Annotated in this window: 20 protein-coding genes; all 20 read left to right on the top strand. The window is 26.6% G+C overall.

The features are described 5' to 3' along the window. The first annotated feature begins 170 nt into the window (after positions 1-170). The 20 genes from ACFIJ5_RS11725 to ACFIJ5_RS11630 all read left to right on the top strand — a co-directional run bounded on the left by ACFIJ5_RS11725 (position 171) and on the right by ACFIJ5_RS11630 (position 21,985). Entirely contained in the window at positions 171-1,988 is a 1,818-nt protein-coding gene (locus tag ACFIJ5_RS11725) for a flagellinolysin (RefSeq protein WP_379807220.1), read from the top strand. 272 nt (positions 1,989-2,260) lie between these two features. After that, on the top strand, positions 2,261-3,505 hold the full coding sequence (fliB, locus tag ACFIJ5_RS11720; protein ID WP_379807218.1) for a flagellin lysine-N-methylase: 1,245 nt from the start codon (positions 2,261-2,263) through the stop codon (positions 3,503-3,505). A 569-nt stretch (positions 3,506-4,074) separates the two neighbouring features. After that, the gene (locus ACFIJ5_RS11715; protein WP_379807216.1) at positions 4,075-4,239 is read left to right on the top strand and encodes a carbon storage regulator; all 165 of its coding nucleotides are present in this window, start codon (positions 4,075-4,077) and stop codon (positions 4,237-4,239) included. 394 nt (positions 4,240-4,633) lie between these two features. Continuing rightward, positions 4,634-5,449, top strand: coding sequence for a flagellin N-terminal helical domain-containing protein (locus tag ACFIJ5_RS11710; protein WP_379807214.1), 816 nt, complete (start codon positions 4,634-4,636; stop codon positions 5,447-5,449). A 297-nt stretch (positions 5,450-5,746) separates the two neighbouring features. After that, positions 5,747-7,543 (top strand): motility associated factor glycosyltransferase family protein, encoded by a 1,797-nt coding sequence (locus ACFIJ5_RS11705; RefSeq protein ID WP_379807212.1) that lies wholly within the window; start codon positions 5,747-5,749, stop codon positions 7,541-7,543. Continuing rightward, positions 7,536-7,895, top strand: coding sequence for a hypothetical protein (locus tag ACFIJ5_RS11700; protein WP_379807210.1), 360 nt, complete (start codon positions 7,536-7,538; stop codon positions 7,893-7,895). The genes ACFIJ5_RS11705 and ACFIJ5_RS11700 overlap by 8 nt, the downstream gene beginning before the upstream one ends. Before the next feature lie 80 nt (positions 7,896-7,975). Continuing rightward, complete coding sequence (locus ACFIJ5_RS11695) at positions 7,976-9,055, top strand: nucleotidyltransferase family protein (protein WP_379807208.1); 1,080 nt, start codon at positions 7,976-7,978, stop codon at positions 9,053-9,055. Next, complete coding sequence (locus ACFIJ5_RS11690) at positions 9,048-9,776, top strand: acylneuraminate cytidylyltransferase family protein (protein ID WP_379807206.1); 729 nt, start codon at positions 9,048-9,050, stop codon at positions 9,774-9,776. The genes ACFIJ5_RS11695 and ACFIJ5_RS11690 overlap by 8 nt, the downstream gene beginning before the upstream one ends. Further along, a complete protein-coding gene (neuB, locus tag ACFIJ5_RS11685) occupies positions 9,773-10,807 on the top strand; it encodes an N-acetylneuraminate synthase (protein ID WP_379807204.1) in 1,035 nt (344 codons plus the stop codon). The genes ACFIJ5_RS11690 and neuB overlap by 4 nt, the downstream gene beginning before the upstream one ends. Further along, on the top strand, positions 10,797-11,954 hold the full coding sequence (gene neuC, locus ACFIJ5_RS11680; RefSeq protein ID WP_379807202.1) for a UDP-N-acetylglucosamine 2-epimerase: 1,158 nt from the start codon (positions 10,797-10,799) through the stop codon (positions 11,952-11,954). The genes neuB and neuC overlap by 11 nt, the downstream gene beginning before the upstream one ends. 13 nt (positions 11,955-11,967) lie before the next feature. Then, positions 11,968-12,969 (top strand): 1-aminocyclopropane-1-carboxylate deaminase/D-cysteine desulfhydrase, encoded by a 1,002-nt coding sequence (locus tag ACFIJ5_RS11675; RefSeq protein WP_379807200.1) that lies wholly within the window; start codon positions 11,968-11,970, stop codon positions 12,967-12,969. Further along, positions 12,950-13,939 carry an ATP-grasp domain-containing protein gene (locus tag ACFIJ5_RS11670; protein ID WP_379807198.1) on the top strand — a complete coding sequence of 330 codons (990 nt, stop codon included), beginning with the start codon at positions 12,950-12,952 and terminating at the stop codon, positions 13,937-13,939. The genes ACFIJ5_RS11675 and ACFIJ5_RS11670 overlap by 20 nt, the downstream gene beginning before the upstream one ends. Then, positions 13,926-14,597 (top strand): class I SAM-dependent methyltransferase, encoded by a 672-nt coding sequence (locus ACFIJ5_RS11665; RefSeq protein ID WP_379807196.1) that lies wholly within the window; start codon positions 13,926-13,928, stop codon positions 14,595-14,597. The genes ACFIJ5_RS11670 and ACFIJ5_RS11665 overlap by 14 nt, the downstream gene beginning before the upstream one ends. A 33-nt stretch (positions 14,598-14,630) precedes the next feature. Next, complete coding sequence (locus tag ACFIJ5_RS11660) at positions 14,631-15,623, top strand: NAD-dependent 4,6-dehydratase LegB (protein WP_379807194.1); 993 nt, start codon at positions 14,631-14,633, stop codon at positions 15,621-15,623. 52 nt (positions 15,624-15,675) lie between these two features. Then, positions 15,676-16,776, top strand: coding sequence for a LegC family aminotransferase (locus ACFIJ5_RS11655; protein ID WP_379807192.1), 1,101 nt, complete (start codon positions 15,676-15,678; stop codon positions 16,774-16,776). Positions 16,777-16,826: 50 nt separating this feature from the next. Beyond that, entirely contained in the window at positions 16,827-18,041 is a 1,215-nt protein-coding gene (locus ACFIJ5_RS11650; RefSeq protein ID WP_379807190.1) for a motility associated factor glycosyltransferase family protein, read from the top strand. 93 nt (positions 18,042-18,134) lie between these two features. Next, the gene (locus ACFIJ5_RS11645; RefSeq protein WP_379807188.1) at positions 18,135-18,263 is read left to right on the top strand and encodes a hypothetical protein; all 129 of its coding nucleotides are present in this window, start codon (positions 18,135-18,137) and stop codon (positions 18,261-18,263) included. Next, a complete protein-coding gene (locus ACFIJ5_RS11640) occupies positions 18,233-19,279 on the top strand; it encodes a DUF2920 family protein (RefSeq protein WP_379809599.1) in 1,047 nt (348 codons plus the stop codon). Before ACFIJ5_RS11645 ends, ACFIJ5_RS11640 begins: the two co-directional genes overlap by 31 nt. 67 nt (positions 19,280-19,346) lie before the next feature. Next, positions 19,347-20,273, top strand: a complete 927-nt coding sequence (locus ACFIJ5_RS11635) for a flagellin N-terminal helical domain-containing protein (protein ID WP_379807186.1) — start codon at positions 19,347-19,349, stop codon at positions 20,271-20,273. Between the two features lie 119 nt (positions 20,274-20,392). After that, positions 20,393-21,985, top strand: a complete 1,593-nt coding sequence (locus ACFIJ5_RS11630) for a P-loop NTPase family protein (RefSeq protein WP_379807184.1) — start codon at positions 20,393-20,395, stop codon at positions 21,983-21,985. Positions 21,986-22,162: the final 177 nt, after the last annotated feature.

Here is a 22,162-nt window from a genome sequence, read left to right as displayed (position 1 = left end):
TGAAGCTGAGTTACCTTAAAACAAACTATTGTTATTCTTTTTATAAATGATATTTAATAAAAAAGTCGGAGGAGAAATCTTCTCCGGCTTTTTAAAATATAATTAATTATATTTTAAAATTGATAAACAGGGATGTTTACCGATTCCAAAAGTACATGGAGGTAAAACATATGATAATTAATCATAATATGAATGCTATAAGTGCGTGGAGAAATATGGCCCGTGGTGTTAAAAAAGCAGGAAAAAGTATGGAGAAACTTTCTTCAGGACTTAGAATAAACAGAGCATCAGATGATGCAGCGGGACTAGCAATTTCTGAGAAGATGAGAGGACAAATCAGAGGATTAGATCAAGCTTCTAGAAATATCCAAGATGGAATATCTCTTGTTCAGACAGTAGATGGAGCTTTAAATGAGGTACATTCTATACTTCAAAGAGGAAGAGAATTATGTGTACAAGCCTCAAATGATACTAATGTAAATTCTGATAAAGAAAATATTCAAAAAGAAATAAAACAGTTAAATGAAGAAATCCAAAGAATATCTGAAAATACAGAATTTAATACTATGAAGCTTTTAAACAAAAAAAATACAACAGGTAGAGGTCTTGTACCTAAGGATACAAATGAAGCTAAGGTTCTTGAATTTTTGAGACAAGGTTGGCTTGAGCAGAGTGAAAAAATGATTTATGAAAATTATGGATTAAAAGCAGATGGAGTAGATTTAAAAATAATTTTAGAAACTCCAGGTACAGCGGGAGGAGCACTTGCTTGGGTAAGTTCTAAGGTACCTTCAACAGGACCAGGTAAATCAACTGAGTTAGAACTGCACATTGATATGGCAGATTTTGATCCTCCTACATGGCCTAATGGCGGAAGCGCTCCTATGTATAATGATAGAATTATAGCTCATGAAATGACTCACGCTATAATGGGAAGAACTATGAATTTTGCAGAACTTAATACTTGGTTTAAAGAAGGTGCTGCAGAATTTACTCATGGTGCAGATGAAAGACTTAAAAATGATATAGCAAACAATGGCGGAGGAACTACAGGACTTGATAAAATATTAAGTTATTTAGATGAAACAGATCCTTCAAAATGGATACCTGCAGGTTCAGATGCTACAGTTTCTTCCAGTTACTATTCTGCATCTTATATTGCAGTTAGATATTTGGATAAATATGTAGGAGATAAATTAGGAGCTGATCACAGCATAAAAGATGTTATGGAGTATTTATCTAAGCCAGGAAATGAAACTAAGAAATTAGGAGATGCTTTAAATTTTATTGATTCTACAACTTTTGCTGATGCTAGTACAGCAGAAAAAACATTATTGCAAAAGATAAAAACTGACTACAATGGTGATAAAGCAAACTTTTTAAAGAATAAATGTAACATAACTTTAGAAGCTGTAGGAACTAAGGAAAACGATACAGGTTCCGCAGGGGGAGCTGATGCTAGAGGAGCAGGAGCTAAAACTGCAGAAACTGTTGTGGCTGATGATAAGAATTTAACTGATGATCCACTTGAAGGATTTAAGGAAATATGGCCTACTTTTGCACCTAGTAAAAGTGCAGGAGAACCTATTAAAAAGGAGAAAACAGAGCTTTCTATTCAAATGGGAGCAAATGAAAATAGTTCAATGAGTATTGATTTATTTTCAATAGATACAAGTACATTAGGTATAAACAAAATTGATGCTTCAAAAGATGCACAAGATGGAATTACAAAATATAATGATGCTATAAATAAGGTTTCTGATATTAGATCTTATTATGGAGCAGTTCAAAACAGACTGGAACATGCTTTAGAAGTTAATCAAAATACTTCAGAGAACTTACAAGCAGCAGAATCAAGAATTAGAGATGTTGATATGGCTAAAGAAATGATGACATTCAGCAAAAATAATATCTTACAGCAAGCTGCACAAGCAATGCTTGCACAAGCTAATCAACAGCCACAAGGAGTTCTTCAGCTTCTTAGATAAGCAAAGTATAAAGGAGAAAGTATAAGTAAAGTATAAAGTAGAAAGAAGAAAGTATAGATAAGGAAGCTTTTCAGAAGCAAGCTTTTGAAAAGCAACGAATTAAAATTTAAATAAAAATTTTTCTGAAAGAAAAATACCCATATTTCAACTTTCTACTTTTAACTTTATACTTTCTTTAAGTTTATTTCTTAGCTGTTTTGTTAATAATTATTGTTAAAAAGCTAAGGAAGGATGTTTAATATTGAAACAAAACCTACAGGAGGTTTGTGAATATGGTGAATAAAAAAAGAGAAATGCTCATTCCACAATACATGCATAAATTCAAATGTATAGGTTCAAGTTGTGAAGATAGCTGCTGTATTGGATGGAGAGTTCAGATAGATAAAAATACATATAAACAATATAGAAAATGTAAAAATAAAGAATTACAAGGTATGCTTGGCGAAAAAGTAAAACGTAATCGTTCAAGTTCTTCAAAATATGATTATGCTGAAATAAAAATGAATAATGGTAATTCTTGCCCATTTTTAACACAAGATAAATTATGTAAAATACATTCAAATTTAGGAGAGGAATATCTTTCTATTACATGTACACAATATCCTAGAATATTTAATGCTGTAAATGGTGTTTTGGAAAAGTGCGCTACTATGTCTTGTCCAGAAATTGCACGTTTAGCTTTATTAAATCCAGAAGTTATGCAATTTGATTATATAGAACCTGATATTAGTAGAAAAAATGCATTTAACGACAAGATTGATACTAATCAAAGTTCTACAGAAAATAAAATAGAAAAATATTTTTGGAATCTTAGGATTTTTACAATAGAAGTTCTTCAAAATAGAGATTATGAACTTTGGGAAAGACTTATTATTTTAGGTATGTTTTATGAAAAGTTAAGTGCATATATTAAAGAAGAAAATATGGATGAAACGTTAAATCTTATTGAGAATTATAGAAATAATATAAAAAATGGAATTTTTCATGAATATTTAAAAGAAATTCCTTCTTATAAAAATATTCAAATGGTAATATTAAAAGAGTTAACTAATGAAAGAATATTAAAAGGTATAGAAAATAGAAGATATTTGGAATGTTTTTTAGAATTTATGCAGGGTATGGGATATACTGGTAAAGCTACAAATGAAGAATTAGTTAAGAAGTATGAAAAAGCGTATACTAAATATTATGAACCCTATATGAAAGAACATGAATATATATTAGAAAATTATTTAGTTAATTATGTTTTTAAAAATCTATTTCCTGTAAGAGAACGAGAAGAAGTTTTTGATAATTATGTGATGCTTGTGATGCATTATGCTATGATAAAGATGCACCTTATTGGTATATCTGCATTTCATAAAGAAAAATTTTGTGATGAACACATTGTTAAACTTATTCAATCTTTTGCAAAAACAGTAGAACATAATAATATATTTTTGGAATACATGTATGACCTTCTTAAGAAAGATGAATTGGCAACTATGGCTTATATGTCCATTTTGATAAAAAATTAGATAAATTAATAAAAAATATCAAAAAAAGTGTAAAGTAAAATAAATATACAACGATTATATAAGCGTAAGGGTTCAAAGGAGTTGAATCCATGTATTATCAGGACGATTAATAAATTTATTCAAACTGAAGGATGCAGTATTGTTAATGAATTTATTAGTTGTTATTTTTTACAGTATGTAAGAAAAAATATGAAAAAAATATAAAATAAGTATAAAGTGTAATAAATATCAAACGATATAATAAGTATAAGCGATAAAAAGTTTCAAAGGATTTGAAATAAGCTTATAAAAATAGTGAGGATATTTAAAAATTATATATTGCACAGGGATGATTAATAAACTTATTTATTCTGCAGGAGGCAGATTATAGATAGGCTTATTAATCATCTTTTTTTGCATAAATATGAAAAATAGTACATTTTTTAGTGAAAATTAAAATAATTATAAATATTACTAAAAACAACAAATTAATACTAAATTGTATTATAATATACATAAAGGAAATATATTATAAATATTTAATGCATTTACAAAAGTTGAATTGTTAATTTACAAGGAGGTAATTATTAATGTTAGTATTAGGCAGGAAGCCAGGGGAATATGTAATGATAGGTGAAGATATTAAAGTTAAAGTTGTAAAAAGTGATAAAGGTGATTTAAGATTAGCAATAGATGCACCTCGTAGTGTGAAAATCAAACGAGGAGAGATTTGGGAACAAGAAAATCTACACTAAAAACAAATATGTAAACTCATGGAGGAGTCAATTTACTTATCTAACCACAGGAAGTGGGGAAGATAAGAAATTGATTCTTTTTTTAGGTATATAAGAACATTAAAAAATTAAGTCAATTAGGTAATGAAGATTTATAAAAGAATTAATAATGAAAAATTAATAATTAATAATTAATAATGAAGGATGAAATTCCTTTAGGGAATTTCTACAAATTAAATTTAAAATTTAAATTAAAGATTTTCCCAAGTATGAGGAAAATTCACCACAATTATTAACTATTAATTATCAATTTTTAATTAAATTTTAACTTTGCTTTAAAAGTCAATATGACTTTTGAAAATATATAAAACAGTGTGCAAGGAAGTACACTTAAATTTCAAGGAGGTTTTTTACAATGATAATCAATCACAATATGAACGCTATGAATTCTCATAGAAACATGATGAGCAACATAACAAAATCAGGAAAATCAATGGAAAAATTAAGCTCAGGTTTAAGAATAAACAGAGCTGGAGATGACGCAGCAGGTCTTGCAATATCTGAAAAAATGAGAGGACAAATCAGAGGATTAGATCAAGGTTCTAGAAATGCTCAAGACGGTATTTCTTTAATTCAAACTGCAGAAGGTGCTTTAAATGAAACTCACAGCATTCTTCAAAGAATGAGAGAATTAGCAGTTCAATCAAAAAATGATACTAATGTATCTCAAGATAGAAAAGCATTAAACGATGAATTTAAACAATTAAAAGAAGAAATAACAAGAATAGGTGATCAAACAGAATTTAATACTCAAAATTTATTAAATGGTTCTTTCAGTGCAAAAGACTTCCAAGTAGGAGCAAATGAAGGACAAACTATTCAATTAACAATAAAAGATATGAGAGCTAGTGCAATAGGACTTACTTCTTCTGTTGCAATTGATAAAGGTTCAGCAGCAGCAAAAGCTATAACAACAGTAAATGATGCAATTAACACAGTATCATCAGAAAGATCAAACTTAGGTGCATTACAAAACAGATTAGAACATACAATAACTAACCTAGATACAGCATCAGAAAACTTACAAGCATCAGAATCTAGAATTAGAGACGTTGATATGGCTAAAGAAATGATGACATTCTCTAAGAAAAATATTCTTAGCCAAGCTGCTCAAGCAATGCTTGCTCAAGCAAATCAACAACCACAAGGAGTTCTTCAATTATTAAGATAAGTGACACTCTAAATCTGTGATTTAGTTAGTGGAACTTACCCAGCGACCAACGGGAGTCGGGTTTCCTTAAACCGAACCAATTTTAGTGGGTTTTTAAAATTGTGTGAGTCGCTTACTCGGCTGAAGATATGAAGCCGAGTTTCCTTAAAATAATTAAGTTTAAAATTTTCCTAAGCAAGTAATGCGGAAAATTCACCAAAAGGTAGGATGAAAGTCCTACCTTTTTTATGCTTTTATTAAAGTATTTACTATAATTTACGATATTTAAAATAGACTAAATAATATTTGGAGGTAAATATGAATGCAATAACACAATATACATTAAAAAATATAGATTTTAGAAATGTAGATGAATATACTATTGAAAAAAGTAAGGATAATAAAAATATTATCAGAATTTTAAAAAATGATAAGTATATATATTTAGGAAGTAAATATTCTGTAGATAGAGATATAAAAAATTTTTATAAAAAATTAGGGGAAATAAATGAAGAAACTATAATTATAATTTTTGGATTAGGTGCAGGAGAACATGTATTAAAAATTTTAAATGATACTAAATACAATAAAATATTAGTGGTTGAACCAGATGTATCTGTGATTAAAACATTCTTAAAATTGAACACATCAAAAGATATTTTGGAAAATGATAGATTTATTTTAAGTTTATATAAGAAAAATCAAACTAAAGATATAATAACGTCTATAATAACACAAATAGATTCTAATAATGTTGAAGTTTTGGAGTATTCTAATTATGATAGAATTTATGAAAGTGAATTTAAAGAATTTTTTAAGAAGTGTATTGAAGTAATTGAAAAATGTTTAATAAACATGAATACAGAAATGTTTTTTTCAAAAAAAATGATACAAGTTTATCTAGACAATATTAAAAATATTATAAAGAGTGTTCCTATAAATTATTATAAAAATATATGTAAAAGTATGCCAGCTATAGTAGTATCAGCAGGGCCTTCTTTAAGTAAAAATATTCATAAATTAAAAGATGTTCAACATAAGTTTATAATTATATGTGGTGCTAGAACATTAAAACCGTTATTAGATGTAGGAGTTATTCCGGATTTTGTTTGCATAATAGACCCGGTAGATGCAAATTTACAATTTGTGCAAGACAGTAGAGACTATAGTGCTAAAATAGTGTTTTGTGAAGTATCTAATTTTAGAACAGTAAATGCATATAAAGGGAATAAAATTATTTTTAAAGAAGAGTTTAATTTTAAAAAATTAAGTGATAGTATTTTAGAATACAAGTTAGATAGTTTATGGAATGGAGGTTCTGTTGCACATACTTGTACTTCTTTTGCAAATTATATAGGATGTAATAAAATTATATTTATAGGACAAGATTTAGCTTATACAAACAATAAATATCATGATGATAAAGCAGATTTTGGTGTCAAAAACAATGGTAAAATTGAAGAAGAAAATACTATCTATGTAGATGATATTTATGGAAATAAAGTGATGACAAGTAAGATATTAAATTTTTACAAGAAAAACCTAGAAGAATATATAGATAGAGTTAATGACGTAGAATTTATAAATGCTACAGAAGGTGGAGCAAATATAAAGGGAACTAAAATAATGAATTTACAGGAAGTAATAAATGAACATGAGGATAATATAAACAAAGAAATATTAAATACAAAAATAGATGAAGAGAATAAAAAAATATTTAATAAAGAAAAAATAATAAGTAATTTAAAATCAACTATAGAACACTTAAATAGAATAGATGATAAAAGTAAAAAAATCCTAAATAGTATAGAACAAATAGACAAAAAAGGTATTAAAATTAATAAAAAATCAATTAAGATACTTAAAGATGTAAAAATCAATAATAAAAAAATTCAAAAATTAGAGATACTTAATTCTCTTATAAATCCAATTATAAATAAAATTGTATCAAAATCAGAATATAGAGAGAATAGTAAGGATAATGATTTACAAAGGATAAAGAAGTTAATAGAACAAACAAAGCCAATTTATGAGGCGTTTATACAAGCTGTTAAAGATGTTAATCCTATGATAGATAAATTGATAAATGAGTTGGAAGGTGAAAAATATGAATAAGGAAGATATTGAAGTTTTAAAAATAGCTAAAAAGTATATGGAAAATATGAATGATGCTATATTAAAAGCTGCAGAGTATATACAAAATGAAGATTATTATAAAGGAATGGATTTAGTAATTAATATTACTGATGGATTAGAATGGATAATACAATTAATAGTATCAAGAAATGATATATATACTGGAAATATGGGAATTGATGAATTTACAAATAAAATTAAAGAGATAGTAGAAGCTTTTGAAAATCAAGATTATATTTTGATAGGAGATTTGTTAGAATATGAAATTAAGCCTATAGTAGAAAATTATTATAATGAAACGACTAATTTAATTGAAAAATTAAAAAAATAATAGAAAAAATATAGATAATGAATATATATAACATTAAACAAAAGATGTAATTATATTTAATTTAAAAAGGAAATGATAGTATGTTGAATAGTGTAAATGAAATACTAGTGTATCCAGAGTATTCTATAAGAGAAGTTCTTAAGATATTAGATAGTGGAGCTAAAGGTATAGTATTCGTAATTGATGAATGTAAAAAATTATTAGGGACTGTAACAGATGGAGATATAAGGAGAGCTATATTGCAGGATATATGCTTAGATAATTGTATAGGGGATATAATGTTTAAAAAGCCTGTTACAGTAATAGAAGGAACTTCGACAGAGGAAATAAAGGAAATACTAATTAAAAATGCTGTAAAGCAAGTACCTATAATAGATGAAAATGGTATGATTAAAGATATGATAACAATAAATGATATACTGCTTCCTAAGGGTAAAGAGAATATTGTTATAATAATGGCAGGAGGACTTGGAACGCGATTAAAAGATTTAACAAAGGAGATTCCAAAACCTATGTTAAAAGTAGGTGAGGATCCAATACTTAAGCATATTATTGATAATTTTAGAAAGTATGGATATAACAAAATATTTATTGCTGTAAATTATAAAGCAGAAGTAATAGAAAATTATTTTCAAGATGGATATGCTTATGGAGTTAAAATAGAGTACATAAGAGAAAATAAAAGAATGGGGACAGCTGGAGGAATAAAACTTGCTGAAAACTATATAAACAAGCCTTTCTTTGTTATAAATGGAGATATATTTACTAATTTAAATATAGAAAAAATGATGGAATTCCATATAAGGAATGGTTTTGATATTACGGTAGGAACAAGAAAACATTCTCTTAAAATACCTTATGGAGTTATAGAAAGCGAAGACAATAATATTAAAGAAATTAAAGAAAAACCAACTATAGATTGTTTAATAAATGGAGGAGTGTATTGTTTAAATCATGAATTACTAGAGTACATTCCAAAAAATAGATATTTTGAAATAACTGATTTAATAAGTAAATGTATAGAAATGGGTAAAAAAGTAGGGAATTATGAAATAAAAGATTATTGGATGGATATAGGCAGAATAGAAGATTATCATAAAGTTAATGATTATGTATTTGAACAAATAGTTTGTAGTGAAGTAGGTGATGAAGATGATTGATAATAAAAAAGTATTAGCTATTATTCCAGCAAGAGGTGGTTCAAAGGGAGTACCAAGAAAAAACATAAAATTATTAAATGGTAAGCCTTTGATAGCGTATACCATAGAAGAAGCTAAAAAAAGCAAATATATAGATAAAATTATAGTTTCAACTGAAGATGAAGAAATAGCTAGTATTAGTAAAAATTATGGAGCGGAAGTACCATTTTTAAGACCTAAAGAATTGGCTAGGGATAATACACCAGGAATAGAACCAGTTATTCATTGTGTAGAGTGGCTAAAAAAAAATTGGGGATATATATCAGATTATGTTTGTTTACTTCAATGTACTTCACCTTTTAGAAAAGGAAAACATATACATGAAGCTTTAAATAAAATGTTCAGTAAGCAAGCTGATTCGATAATTTCATTATGTGAAAGTGAACAAACGCCTTATTGGATGAAAAAGATAAAGGATGGTAAAATAAAGTATTTTTTAGAGCAAGGTAAATTATATGAGAGAAGGCAGGATATTCCTAAGACATATATAACAAATGGAGCAATTTATATAATAAAATCACAAGTACTACTTCAAAATAAAACATGGTATACAGAAAATACAATACCGTATATAATGGATAAAATTAGTTCAATAGATATAGATACATTAAATGATTTTGAATTAGCTGAATTTTATATGAAAAAAAGTAGCATAAATATAGAAAGGAAGAAAAACATATGAGCAATAGTAGTGTATATATCATAGCGGAAATAGGAGTTAATCACAATGGAAATATTGAAACAGCAAAAAAATTAATAGATAAAGCAAAAGAAGCAGGAGTAGATGCAGTAAAATTTCAAAGTTTTACTTCGGAAAATGAAAAAATAAGGAATGCTCCTTTAGCGGAGTATCAGAAAGAAAATACTAATTATAAAGATGCATTTGAGATGAGTAAAAAATTAGAATTATCGATAGAAGAACATATTAAATTAAAAAAATACTGTGATAAGAAAAAGATAACATTTTTATCTACAGGATTTGATAAAGATAATGTAGATTTGTTAGATAATTTAGGAGTTGAACTTTTTAAAATACCTTCTGGAGAAATAAATAATTTTCCTTTAATAAAACATATAGCTCTAAAAAATAAACCTATAATAGTATCTACTGGGATGGCTAATTTAGCTGAAATAGATGAATGTATAACTTATATAAGAAATTATAATAATAAAAAGTTGACTATTTTACATTGTGTTTCGTTGTATCCTTGTAATTTTGATAAATTAAATTTGAAATTTTTAGCAACATTAAATAGGATATATGATGATTGTATAATTGGTTTTTCAGATCATTCCATTGGAGAAGAAGCTTCAATAGCCTCAATAGCTTTAGGAGCTAGAGTGATTGAAAAACATATAACATTAGATAAAACAATGGAAGGACCAGATCATAAAGCATCCATGGATTGTGAGGAGTTAAAACATTTTGTAGCATCTATAAGAAATATAGAAAAAGCATTAGGTAGTAATTTGAAAAAGATATCTGAAGAGGAAATGAGAGTTAGAGAAGTTTCAAGAAAAAGTATTGTTGTAGAAAAAAATATAAAAGAAGGGGAGAGGTTTACCATTGAAAATTTAAGTATAAAAAAACCAGGAAACGGTATACCTTCGAAATATTTAAAGAATATTATTAATAGAGTAGCTACAACAAATTTAAAAAAAGATACTATATTAACGTTAGAAATGGTGGGAAGTATAAAAAATGATGGATAAAAAAATAAAAATAATCTTTTTTACTGGAAATAGGGCAGAATTTGGACTTATGGTTCCTATAATAAAAGAAGCATTAAAATGTAATATACAATGTAAACTTATAGTTTCAGGAGCACATTTGAATAGTAATTATGGAAATACGATACAAGAAATTAAATATGAAGGTATAAATGTAGATTATAAAATAGAGTTAATGAAAAGTGAAGAAAGAAAAAATAGTATTCATGAAGAATCTATAGAAATAATAGATAAGGTAGGAAAGATTTTAATTAATGAAAGGCCAGATTATTTTTTTGTTTTAGGTGATAGATATGAAACATATGCAGCAGCTTCTGCAGCGTTATTTTCACAAGTACCTATAGCACATGAAGGGGGAGGAACTATAACTTCGGGAGGATGCTTGGATGATATAATTAGACATGCTATAACTAAACTTGCTAGTTTACATTTTGTAACTTGTGAAACTAATTATAATAATGTGAGAAGGTTAGGAGAAGAGGAGTGGAGAGTATGCTTAAGTGGATCTACTGCAATGGATACTATTTTGCAAGAGAAAATAGTATTAAAAAGTGAACTAGAAAATGAGCTTAATATTAATTTTGAACAACCAGTAATATTATTTACTCAACACCCAGTTTTTTCAGAACATGAAAAGTCTAAAGAACAAATAATTGAGAGTTTAGAAGCATTAAAGGAATTAGGGTATCAGACAATAATAACTTTTCCAAATTCTGATATCGGAAGTAATGATATAATAGAGCAATATCACAAATATAGAAAGGTAAAAAACTTTAAATTTGTGGAAAGCCTTGGTAGAAAAAGATATTTAAGTGTAATGAAGTATTGTTCAGCTGTAGTAGGAAATTCTAGTAGTGGATTATTAGAAACACCTATATTTAAAATACCAGCAGTTAATATAGGTTTTAGACAAAGTGGAAGAATAAGGTCTAGTAATGTTATAGATGTTGGGTATGATAGAAAAGAGATTGAAATAGCTATAAAAAGATGTATTGATGATGAAAATTTTAAGAAGCAAGTAAAAAAATGTTATAATCCTTTTGGTAATGGAAATGCAAGTACTAAAATAGTTAACTTTTTAAAATGTAATTATAAAAATTCTAATTTATTAAGAAAGAAATTATTATAGGAGTAATTTAAATATGATGGAATATAAATTTATGAATAATAAGTTAAATTTAATTAAAAGTATTTCGCCTTTATACATGTTGAATTTAAGCACAGGTAAAAAGAATATTTTTATTAAAAGAGATGACTTAATAGATTTTGGAATAGGAGGTAATAAAGTTAGATTATTAGAGTATATAGTGTTTGAAGCTTTAAGAAATAATGTTAAAAAATTGATAACTTTTGGGAGTGTACATTCAAACCATATAAGGATTACCTCTAGTATAGCGAAGATGTTTAATTTAGATTGTGATGTAATTATTTTAAAAAACAAGAATGAAGAAAAAATAGTAGAAGGTAATCAATTGCTGTTGAATATTTATGGAAGTAATGTTTATTATTGCGATATAAAAGAAGCTAGACAATATATAGATAATCATTTAAAAAAACAAAATAATGAAGGTATAAGATATTGTTTTATTCCTGGGGGGGGACATACAGCAGAAGGTGCATTGGGATATGTAAGAGCTATGTATGAGATATATAAGCAATGTAAAGATAATGATATAAATATTGATACTATTGTAGTTCCTACAGGTACAGGAACTACCCAAGCAGGTCTTATTTATGGATGTAAATTATTAAATTTAAATATCAATATAATAGGAATATCCATAGCTAGAAGAAGGCAAAGATGTCAAAAAGAGATAAAATACATATTAGATAAATTAGATAAAAAATTTATTAAAAACTATAAAATTTTATTAGAGGATGTAAATGTTGTAGATAAATATTTGGATGATTATGGTGAAATAACTAATTTAGAATTAAAAACTATAAAGAAGTTAATTGATACAGATGGTATAATTTTAGATCCTATTTATAATGGAAAAGCGTTTTCAACTATGGTATCGATGATTAAAAATGATGAAATTGAAGAAAAAAATCTTCTCTATATAAATACAGGTGGACTACCTAATATATTTTGTAAAGATTTTATCGAAAGGATGAAAAAAAATGAATGTTCTAATAACTAATATAGGAAGAAGAGGGTATTTAGTAGATTTTTTAAGAAATACATCTAATTTTATTGGAAATATATATGTTTCAGATTGTGATTATACTGCTAGTGGTTTATATAGTAAATGTGATGAATATTTTATATTACCAAGGCCTACTAATGATGAAGGATTATATGTAAAAAAATTAATGAATATTTGTTTATTAAAAAAAATAAAAATAATTATTCCAGTCATAGATCCAGAAATATATATACTTTCTAAGTATAAAGAAAAATTTCGTAAAAAAGGAATATTAATAATAGTTTCATCAAGAGATGTATTAGAAATTTGCTATAATAAATTATTTATGAATGAGTTTTTATTAAAAAATAATTTTAATGTGATTAAGACTTTTAATAATATTAAAACTTTTCAAACAGCTCTAGAGAAGGAACAGATAAATTTCCCAGTTTTTATTAAACCTATATATGGTAGCGGGAGTACTAATTCATTCAAAGTAGATGATTTTAAAAAACTTAAAGCATTGTTTTGCGATGGTATGATAATACAAGAATACATTGAAGGAACTGAATATGGGGTAGATATATTTAATAATTTACAACATACTCCTGTAAGAATAGTTATAAAGGAAAAAATTTCTATGAGAAGTGGTGAAACAGATAAATCTAGAACAATTTTTAATAAAAATATATTTGATGTAACAAAAAAACTTGCAGAAATATTAAAACACTTTGGACCATTAGATTGTGATGTTATAGAAACTAAAAAAAATATATATGTATTAGATATTAACCCAAGATTAGGAGGGGGATATCCAGCTACTCATGAGGCTGGAATTAATTTTCTTGAATTAATAGTTAAGTTATACAAAAATGAGAAAATTACTCCTCAATTCAATAACTATTTATTAGATAGAATTATTGTGAAAGGGATTTCAATAAAGAGTATTAGTGTGAATAAGGAGGAAAAATATGAGTTCAATTAATTCTAACTTAGATTGGGAAGAGATTCATAATAATAGAAGGTGGGGAAAATATCCTCCAGAAGAGTTGATACGATTTATAGCTAAAAATTATTATAATGCTGAAAATAGACATAAAATTAAAATTTTAGAATTAGGATGTGGACAAGGTGCTAATATATGGTATCTTGCAAAAGAAGGATTTAATACATTTGGTATAGATTTTTCTAAAAGTGCTATAAATAAAGCAAAGAGATATTTGAAAGAAGAACATTTGGAAGCAAATTTAAATATTGGAAATGTAGAAAAAATTAATTATGAGAATGAATATTTTAATTGTATAATAGATATACAATGTCTTCAATGTAATACTATAAAACAAATAAGAAATATACTAAAAGAAGTTTACAGATTACTTAATAGTGGAGGAAAAATGTTTTCTATTACATTTTCCACGGAAACATATGGATATGGTTCTGGAGATAAAATAGAAGAAAATACTTTCACAAATGTTAATAAACAAATTCTAAGTGGTAATTTACATCATTTTTTTACTAAAGAGGAAATAGTACAAATATATACTTCTATTGGATTTAAAAATATGAAAATAGATTATGTAGTAAGAAGCTATGGAAATGATAAATATAGTAGTAAGATATGGATTATAGAGGCAACAAAATAGGAAATATTATATAATATGGAGGAAATTTATTAAATGAAAATTATAGGAAAAAAAGTATTAGTTACGGGTTCAGAAGGTTTTATAGGAAGTCATTTAACAGAAAGGTTAGTTGAACTTGGAGCAGAAGTTACTGCTCTTGTCCAATATAATTCTTTTAACAATTGGGGATGGATTGATACTTTTGATAAAAATATAAAGGATAATATTAAAGTAGTCACAGGTGATGTTCGTGAATATGATGGAATGAAAAGAATGATTAAAGGTCAGGATATTGTATTTCATTTAGCAGCTTTAATTGCTATTCCATATTCATATCTTTCACCTATGGCGTATGTTAAAACTAATGTGGAAGGTACTACAAATGTTTTAGAAGCTTGTAGAGAGTATAATATAGAAAAGGTAGTTCATACATCTACTTCAGAAACTTATGGAACAGCATTATATGTGCCTATAGATGAAAAACATCCAATGCAAGGACAATCGCCATATTCAGCTTCTAAAATTGGTGCAGATAAAATAGCTGAAAGTTTTTATAGAAGTTTTAAATTACCTGTAGCAACTATGAGACCTTTTAATACTTATGGTCCAAGGCAATCAGCAAGAGCAGTTATTCCAACTATAATATCTCAAATACTTGCAGGTAAAACTCAAATTAAGCTTGGAAGTTTAACTCCAACTAGAGATTTTAATTATGTTAAAGATACAGCAGAAGCTTTTATAAAGGCAGCTGAAAGTGACAAAACTATTGGACAAGTAGTTAATGCAGGTTCAAATCATGAAATAAGTATAGGAGATTTGACTAAAAAGATTATAAAATTAATAGGCAAAGATGTTGAAATTCTATGTGATGAAGAAAGAATAAGACCTAAAAAAAGTGAAGTAAATAGACTTTGGGCGGATAATAAAAAAATAAAAGAATTAACAGGGTGGATGCCTAAGTATACTTTGGATGAAGGTATTATTGAAACAATAGAGTGGATAAAAAATAACATGGAGTATTTTAAAACAGATATTTATAATGTATAAATTAAATTTTTTTAAAAGTATATTATAATTTTTTAGAATAGGAGTTAATAGTATGATACCATTATGTATACCAGAAATAAAAGGAAATGAGTGGAAATATATTAAAGAGTGTTTGGATACAAATTGGGTTTCTTCAGTAGGAAGTTTTGTAAATAAATTTGAAGAAGATTTTTCAAAATATATTAATGCAAAAAAATCAGTTGTTACCATGAATGGAACTACAGCATTAGAACTTGCTCTAAGAACATTAGGAATTGGAGAAGAAGATGAAGTTATAGTATCTTCTTTAACATTTATTTCTCCCATAAATACTATTAAGTATGTAGGGGCAGAACCGGTATTTGCTGATGCTTGTAGAGATACCTATGTTATGGATGCAGATAAAATAGAACAACTTATAACATCAAAAACTAAGGCTATAATACCAGTACATATTTATGGGCATCCAGTTGATATGAATAAAATTATGAAAATAGCTAAAAAATATAATTTATTTGTGATTGAAGATGCAACTGAAAGTTTGGGTTCGCTTTATAAGGATAAGTATGTAGGGACTATAGGTGATATAGGATGTTTTAGTTTTAATGGAAATAAACTTATAACTACAGGTGCAGGAGGAATGCTTGTTACTAATAATGAAAAGTATGGTGAAAGAGCAAAATTTTTATCTACTCAAACTAAGGTAGTAAATGAAAATAAATCATTTTACCATCCAGAAATAGGATATAATTTTAGAATGCCTAATTTGCTTGCAGCTATGGGGTGTGCGCAACTTGAAAATATAGAAAAATACATAAAAGTTAAAAGAGAACATGCAAATATATATAATAACATTTTAAAAGGTGTAAAAGGTATAACTATTCCTACAGAGAAAGATTATGCAAAAAATGTTTATTGGTTATATTCAATTTTGATAGAAGATGATTTCCCAATTACTAGGGATGAACTGATTAAAGTATTAGAAGAAGAAGGAATACAATCAAGACCATTCTTTATGCCGATACACAATATGCCTCCATATGTAAATTGTATTCATGGAGATATGACAATCACCAATGAATTATATGATAAAGGAATTAATTTACCAAGTTCTGTTGGATTAACAATAAAGGATATAAAAAAAGTATGTGATAAAATTGCAAATGTAAAGTAAAGAAATAAAAATTATATAGTAATAATATAGGAATATTTAGGAGTTAAAAAATGAGAAGTATAGATATTGTAAAAACAAGAGAAAACAATTATACAGTATGTGTAGATAAAGTGTATTTACATAGCAAATATTATCCTTTAAAAGCAGCACAAAAGTTTATTGAAGCTAATAAAAAAATATATGAACATAAGAAAAATATAGTATTGTATGGTATAGGGATGGGATATCATTTAAAAGTACTTTTAGAAAAAGTGGATAAAGATTGCGAAGTATATGCTTTTGATGCAGATAGTGAAATAATAGATAAATGTAAAAAGTTTACTGTATTTAAAGAATTTGAGAAGGATAACAGGGTGAATTTATTTTTAGGATATAATGAAAAATTTTTTCAAAATTTATGTAAAAAAATTAATTTAGTAGAAGATATGATTATATATAAACCATCTGTAAATATTCTTCCTGACGAATGTTCAAATATTAAAGATATATTGAAATCTTATGATTTAGCTAAAATAGGTATACAAAGATTTGGAGAAGTAGCAAAACAAAATTATGAATCAAATATAAAGGTGAATAGTTTTACATTAGAGAAATTTTTTAATAAATATAATTTTAAAGATAAACCTGTGGTAATAGCATCAGGAGGACCTTCACTAGAAGATAGTTTAGAGATTTTAAGTAATTATAGAGATAAATTTTATATATTTGCACTTGGAAGAACAATTGATATACTTATGAAGCATAATATAAAACCAGATAATATTACAATTATTGACCCATGTGAGGCAATATATGAACAGATAAAAGATTATAAAAAAATAGGTATACCTTTATTGTTTTTAAGTACAGCTTCAAAGCATGCAGTAGAAAGTTATAAGGGAGAAAAATATATATTTTTTAACACTGAAGATAAAAATAATAAAGGAAAAATTGTAATAAAAACTGGAAAAACTGTAGCAGTGGCAGCGTTAGATATAGCAGTAAAAAGTGGTGCTAAAACTATTATATTTGCAGGTCAGGATTTAGCATTTGTAGATAATAAATTTCATGCTGGAGATGAAAATGAGAGCAGTGAATGTACTGATATATTAAGAAGAGTCTTAGGAGTAAATGGTGAAATGTTAAATACAAACTCAGGTATGCTCGAATTTAAGAGAAATATTGAAACAATAATAGAAGATAATCCAAAGGTTACTTTTATAAATTGCAGCAGGGGAGCAAAAATTAAAGGTACTAGGGAGAGGAAAATTCAAGAATTAATTTAATATGAAAAGTGAATTTTTAGACAAAAAATATCATACACAAGTATGTATATTACAATTAATTAGGATGTAAGGTATAAATAAGGATGTGATATAGTGGCAAAATCATATTTCATAAATGAATATGGTCATAATAGCATTTATGAAAGTAGTGTAGTAATGATGAAGAAAATTATAATAAAAGAAAATATGATATATATTTTTCAGAGCCAGAAAACGGAATAAATTCAGATACAGGGATACTTTTATTTATAGCTGGTTTTGGTGGAAGTAGTAATTCTAACATATATAAAAAAATGAGAGAGAAAATTGCAGATGAATATAATTTTGTAACAGTACAATGTAATTATTTTGGTTGGGAGTTTATGCAAAAATCTCAGATGATTAAGAATCCAAATTTAGATTATAAAGAATTGAAACAAATATTTACTGAAGAAGAGTTATTACGAATTTATAATAATGGAAATTTGGATTTTAATAAATTTTTAAATATAGGCTCAAAATATAATATAAAGCTTTCTGTCAATGAAGATCTATCAGGTGAAAATTATAATAATTTTAATGATATGAGTTTAATACAGGCTATAGATAATATTGGAGCAGTATTGAGGGTTATGAATATTATATATGATAATAATTATGAGTTTAATGCTTCAAAGGTATTTATATATGGTCATTCTCAAGGGGCATATTTAGCATATTTATGTAATGCTTTTGCTCCTAAATTATTTTCACTTATAATAGATAATTCAGCTTGGTTATTTCCAATATATTTAAATTCAAATAGAGCGATACAGTACAAAATAGGTGATTTATCGTTGATTGTAGAATTTGATTATTTAGCTAAAAAAATAGATTATGATAGAGAATTGATATATTTACCTAAATTATATTCTAAGTTTATAAATAATTGTAATATAATTTCTTATCATGGAACGACAGATTCATTAATAACAAATATTGATAAGAGAAAATTTTGTTTAAGCATTGAAAAATGTTTATATAATGAAATATCAAACGATAAAGTAGATGGTGTTATTTTTAAATCAACCAATCATGGATTAGATGCAGATTTTTTAGAATTATTTAAGTATACAATTAATAATTTAGAAAAATTTAATATAGAAATAGGAAAAAGTAATTGTTTTAAATTAGATGATTATGTAAAAATAAAAACACAAAAACAAGAATATTTAATAGATTATACTAATGTTTTACCTCAACTTAAAACTTTATTTTAGCATAACTATAATTCAAAAATCATTAAATTTATCTAGTGATATCTAAATTTTGGGGAGGCGTTTAAGGGTGATCATTAATCATAACATGAATGCAATGAGAGCCTACAGAAACATGATGTGGCATTCTGCTATGGCAGGAAGAGCTATGGAAAGGTTGTCAACAGGGCTCAGAATAAATAGAGCTGCGGATGATCCTGCAGGTCTTGCAATCTCAGAAAGAATGAGAGGTCAGATTAGAGGGCTTAATATGGCTTCTAGAAATGCACAAGATGGGATTTCGCTAATTCAAACAGCAGAAGGCTCATTAAATACAACACATTCAATTCTTCAGAGATTAAAAGAACTTGCAACTCAGGCAGCTAATGATACTAATACAAAAGAAGAACGTGATGCAATACAAGAGGAAATTAATCAATTAACATCAGAGGTAAATAGAATAGGTAATACAACAGAATTTAACACTAAGAATCTACTTGGAAATTCATCTAAAATAATGCTTCAAGTTGGTGCAAATTCAGGACAAACTATTGGAGTAGAATTAGAAGATATGAGATCTAAAGTTTTAAAAATAAGTGGAAGTAATAAAGATGGAACAGTAACTTCAAAGGATGGTTCAGTTACAGCAAAATATACGAAAACAACAGGGGTTACAAGTGGTTCAGGAGATAAAAAAGTAGAGTGTGCTTTGGATGTTTCAAATCATGAAAATGCAACAGCAGCTATTAAGATATATAGTGATGCTATAAATGCTGTATCATCTCATAGATCTGAACTTGGAGCAATGCAAAATAGACTTGAGTACACCATAGAAAATTTAGATAATGCAGCTGAAAATCTAACAGCAGCAGAAAGTAGAATCAGGGATGCTGATATGGCAAAAGAAATGATGAAGTATACAAAACACAGTCTTCTTCAACAAGTAGCCCAAGCAATGCTTGCTCAAGCTAGCAAACAACCAAACTCAGTAATAGAACTTTTAAAGTCAATGCTATAAAGGCAATTAATTATTAATTCAAACTATAGAACTAGCTTCTATAGTTTTTTTATGTGCTTAAATAAAATAAAATGTGGTAAAATAAAGCATAAGGAAAAGTATGAGAAGAGGTGAGAAAAATGAGAAAGAAATTCAACATAACGGGGACTTGTATACCACATAAACATTATATGGTTGACATATCAAACAAAATTGAAAATATTATGGAGCTTATAGAAGATGAAGAATATTTCATTATAAATAGACCAAGACAATATGGTAAAACTACTACATTATTTTTATTAAACAAAAAACTTAAAGAGTGTGAAAATTATTTGCCTATAAAAATAAGCTTTGAAGGTATAGGAGATTTAATTTTCGAAAAAGAAGAACTTTTTTCAAAGGAATTCTTAGGATTAGTAAGTACAAACTTGATATTAAGACACGAAGACTTAGCAAGTTTTTTAGTAGAAGAAAAAGAAAAGGTTCAAACTTTAAATGATTTATCAAGAGTTATAACTAAATTTATTATAAAATCTAATAGAAAAGTAGTTTTAATGATAGATGAAGTGGACAAAAGCAGCAATAACCAGCTGTTTTTAAGTTTTTTAGGTATGCTTAGAAACAAATATTTACTTAGAAATGAAGGAGAAGATATTACTTTTCACAGTGTGATTTTAGCTGGAGTTCATGATGTTAAAAGTCTTAAAATAAAGATAAGAAGTGATGAAGAGCACAAATACAATAGTCCTTGGAACATAGCCTCAGATTTTGATATAGACATGAGTTTCTCAAAAGAAGAAATAGAAACTATGCTTGATGATTACATTGAAAATAAAAAAGTAAAATTAGATAAAAACTATTTTGCAGAAAGACTTTATTTTTATACTTCAGGTTATCCTTTCTTAGTAAGTAAACTTTGCAAAATAATAGATGAAAAGATAATGCCTAAAAATGAATTGCATTGGGAAAAAGAATATATGGATAAAGCTGTAAAACAGCTTTTAACTGAGAGTAATACAAACTTTGATAGTTTGATTAAAAATATAGAAAATGATAGGGAGTTATATAATTTTGTAAAAACAATAGTTTTAGAAGGTGCAAAAATACCTTATGTAAAAACAGATGAAGTTATAAATAAAGGAAGTATGTATGGAATTTTAAAAGAACAAAATGGCAATTGTGAAATAAACAATAGAATATATGAGCAGATTATATATAATCATATGATGATTAAGGTTATAAGAAAAGATAAACATTCTATAATGTCCAAATATAATTATAAAGCTAATTTTATAAAATCTGATGGTAATTTAAATATAGAAAAAATACTTATAAAGTTTCAAGAGTTTATGAAACATGAGTATTCAGAAAAGAGAGAAGCATTTTTAGAAGAAGATGGGAGACTGTTATTCTTAGCTTTTATAAGTCCAATAATAAATGGAGTCGGTTTTGCATTTAAAGAAGTGCAAGGTGGAGAAGAAAGAAGATTTGATATCGTAATAACATATGAAAAGAAAATGTATATACTAGAGCTGAAGATATGGCGAGGAAAAGAATACCATAAAAGAGGATTAATACAGTTAGCTCAATATTTAGAACAATATGGATTGGATGAAGGTCATCTTTTGGTATTTGATTTTAGAAAGACAGAAAATTATATGGGCGAAACAGATGAAAGCATAATTGAAGTTAATGATAAACCAAAGAAAATAGTGACAGTATTTTGTTGAGGGTAATATAATTAATTATTTTGCCAGTAGTAAATATCTATAGTGCATTGGAACGAAGTCTACAAGTTCTTAGTTTTACGAATTTCAAAAGAGTTATTTTCTGATAATCAATTCCTTTGGAATATTTGTAAGATATCTTCTTTTGAATATGAGTAAGACTTAGACTATATAGTTCTT

This window comes from Haloimpatiens myeolchijeotgali (genome assembly GCF_042688525.2).
Lineage (GTDB): Bacteria > Bacillota > Clostridia > Clostridiales > Clostridiaceae > Haloimpatiens.
The sequence above is the reverse complement of the archived record's forward strand: the minus strand, read 5'-3'. Positions and strand labels throughout refer to the sequence as shown.

What these genes read in the sequence shown, in the direction of transcription:
- ACFIJ5_RS11725 (WP_379807220.1), top strand. Translation starts at nt 171, where the DNA reads ATGATAATTAATCATAATATGAATGCTATAAGTGCGTGGAGAAATATG.
- fliB (WP_379807218.1), top strand. Translation starts at nt 2,261, where the DNA reads ATGGTGAATAAAAAAAGAGAAATGCTCATTCCACAATACATGCATAAA.
- ACFIJ5_RS11715 (WP_379807216.1), top strand. Translation starts at nt 4,075, where the DNA reads ATGTTAGTATTAGGCAGGAAGCCAGGGGAATATGTAATGATAGGTGAA.
- ACFIJ5_RS11710 (WP_379807214.1), top strand. Translation starts at nt 4,634, where the DNA reads ATGATAATCAATCACAATATGAACGCTATGAATTCTCATAGAAACATG.
- ACFIJ5_RS11705 (WP_379807212.1), top strand. Translation starts at nt 5,747, where the DNA reads ATGAATGCAATAACACAATATACATTAAAAAATATAGATTTTAGAAAT.
- ACFIJ5_RS11700 (WP_379807210.1), top strand. Translation starts at nt 7,536, where the DNA reads ATGAATAAGGAAGATATTGAAGTTTTAAAAATAGCTAAAAAGTATATG.
- ACFIJ5_RS11695 (WP_379807208.1), top strand. Translation starts at nt 7,976, where the DNA reads ATGTTGAATAGTGTAAATGAAATACTAGTGTATCCAGAGTATTCTATA.
- ACFIJ5_RS11690 (WP_379807206.1), top strand. Translation starts at nt 9,048, where the DNA reads ATGATTGATAATAAAAAAGTATTAGCTATTATTCCAGCAAGAGGTGGT.
- neuB (WP_379807204.1), top strand. Translation starts at nt 9,773, where the DNA reads ATGAGCAATAGTAGTGTATATATCATAGCGGAAATAGGAGTTAATCAC.
- neuC (WP_379807202.1), top strand. Translation starts at nt 10,797, where the DNA reads ATGATGGATAAAAAAATAAAAATAATCTTTTTTACTGGAAATAGGGCA.
- ACFIJ5_RS11675 (WP_379807200.1), top strand. Translation starts at nt 11,968, where the DNA reads ATGATGGAATATAAATTTATGAATAATAAGTTAAATTTAATTAAAAGT.
- ACFIJ5_RS11670 (WP_379807198.1), top strand. Translation starts at nt 12,950, where the DNA reads ATGAATGTTCTAATAACTAATATAGGAAGAAGAGGGTATTTAGTAGAT.
- ACFIJ5_RS11665 (WP_379807196.1), top strand. Translation starts at nt 13,926, where the DNA reads ATGAGTTCAATTAATTCTAACTTAGATTGGGAAGAGATTCATAATAAT.
- ACFIJ5_RS11660 (WP_379807194.1), top strand. Translation starts at nt 14,631, where the DNA reads ATGAAAATTATAGGAAAAAAAGTATTAGTTACGGGTTCAGAAGGTTTT.
- ACFIJ5_RS11655 (WP_379807192.1), top strand. Translation starts at nt 15,676, where the DNA reads ATGATACCATTATGTATACCAGAAATAAAAGGAAATGAGTGGAAATAT.
- ACFIJ5_RS11650 (WP_379807190.1), top strand. Translation starts at nt 16,827, where the DNA reads ATGAGAAGTATAGATATTGTAAAAACAAGAGAAAACAATTATACAGTA.
- ACFIJ5_RS11630 (WP_379807184.1), top strand. Translation starts at nt 20,393, where the DNA reads ATGAGAAAGAAATTCAACATAACGGGGACTTGTATACCACATAAACAT.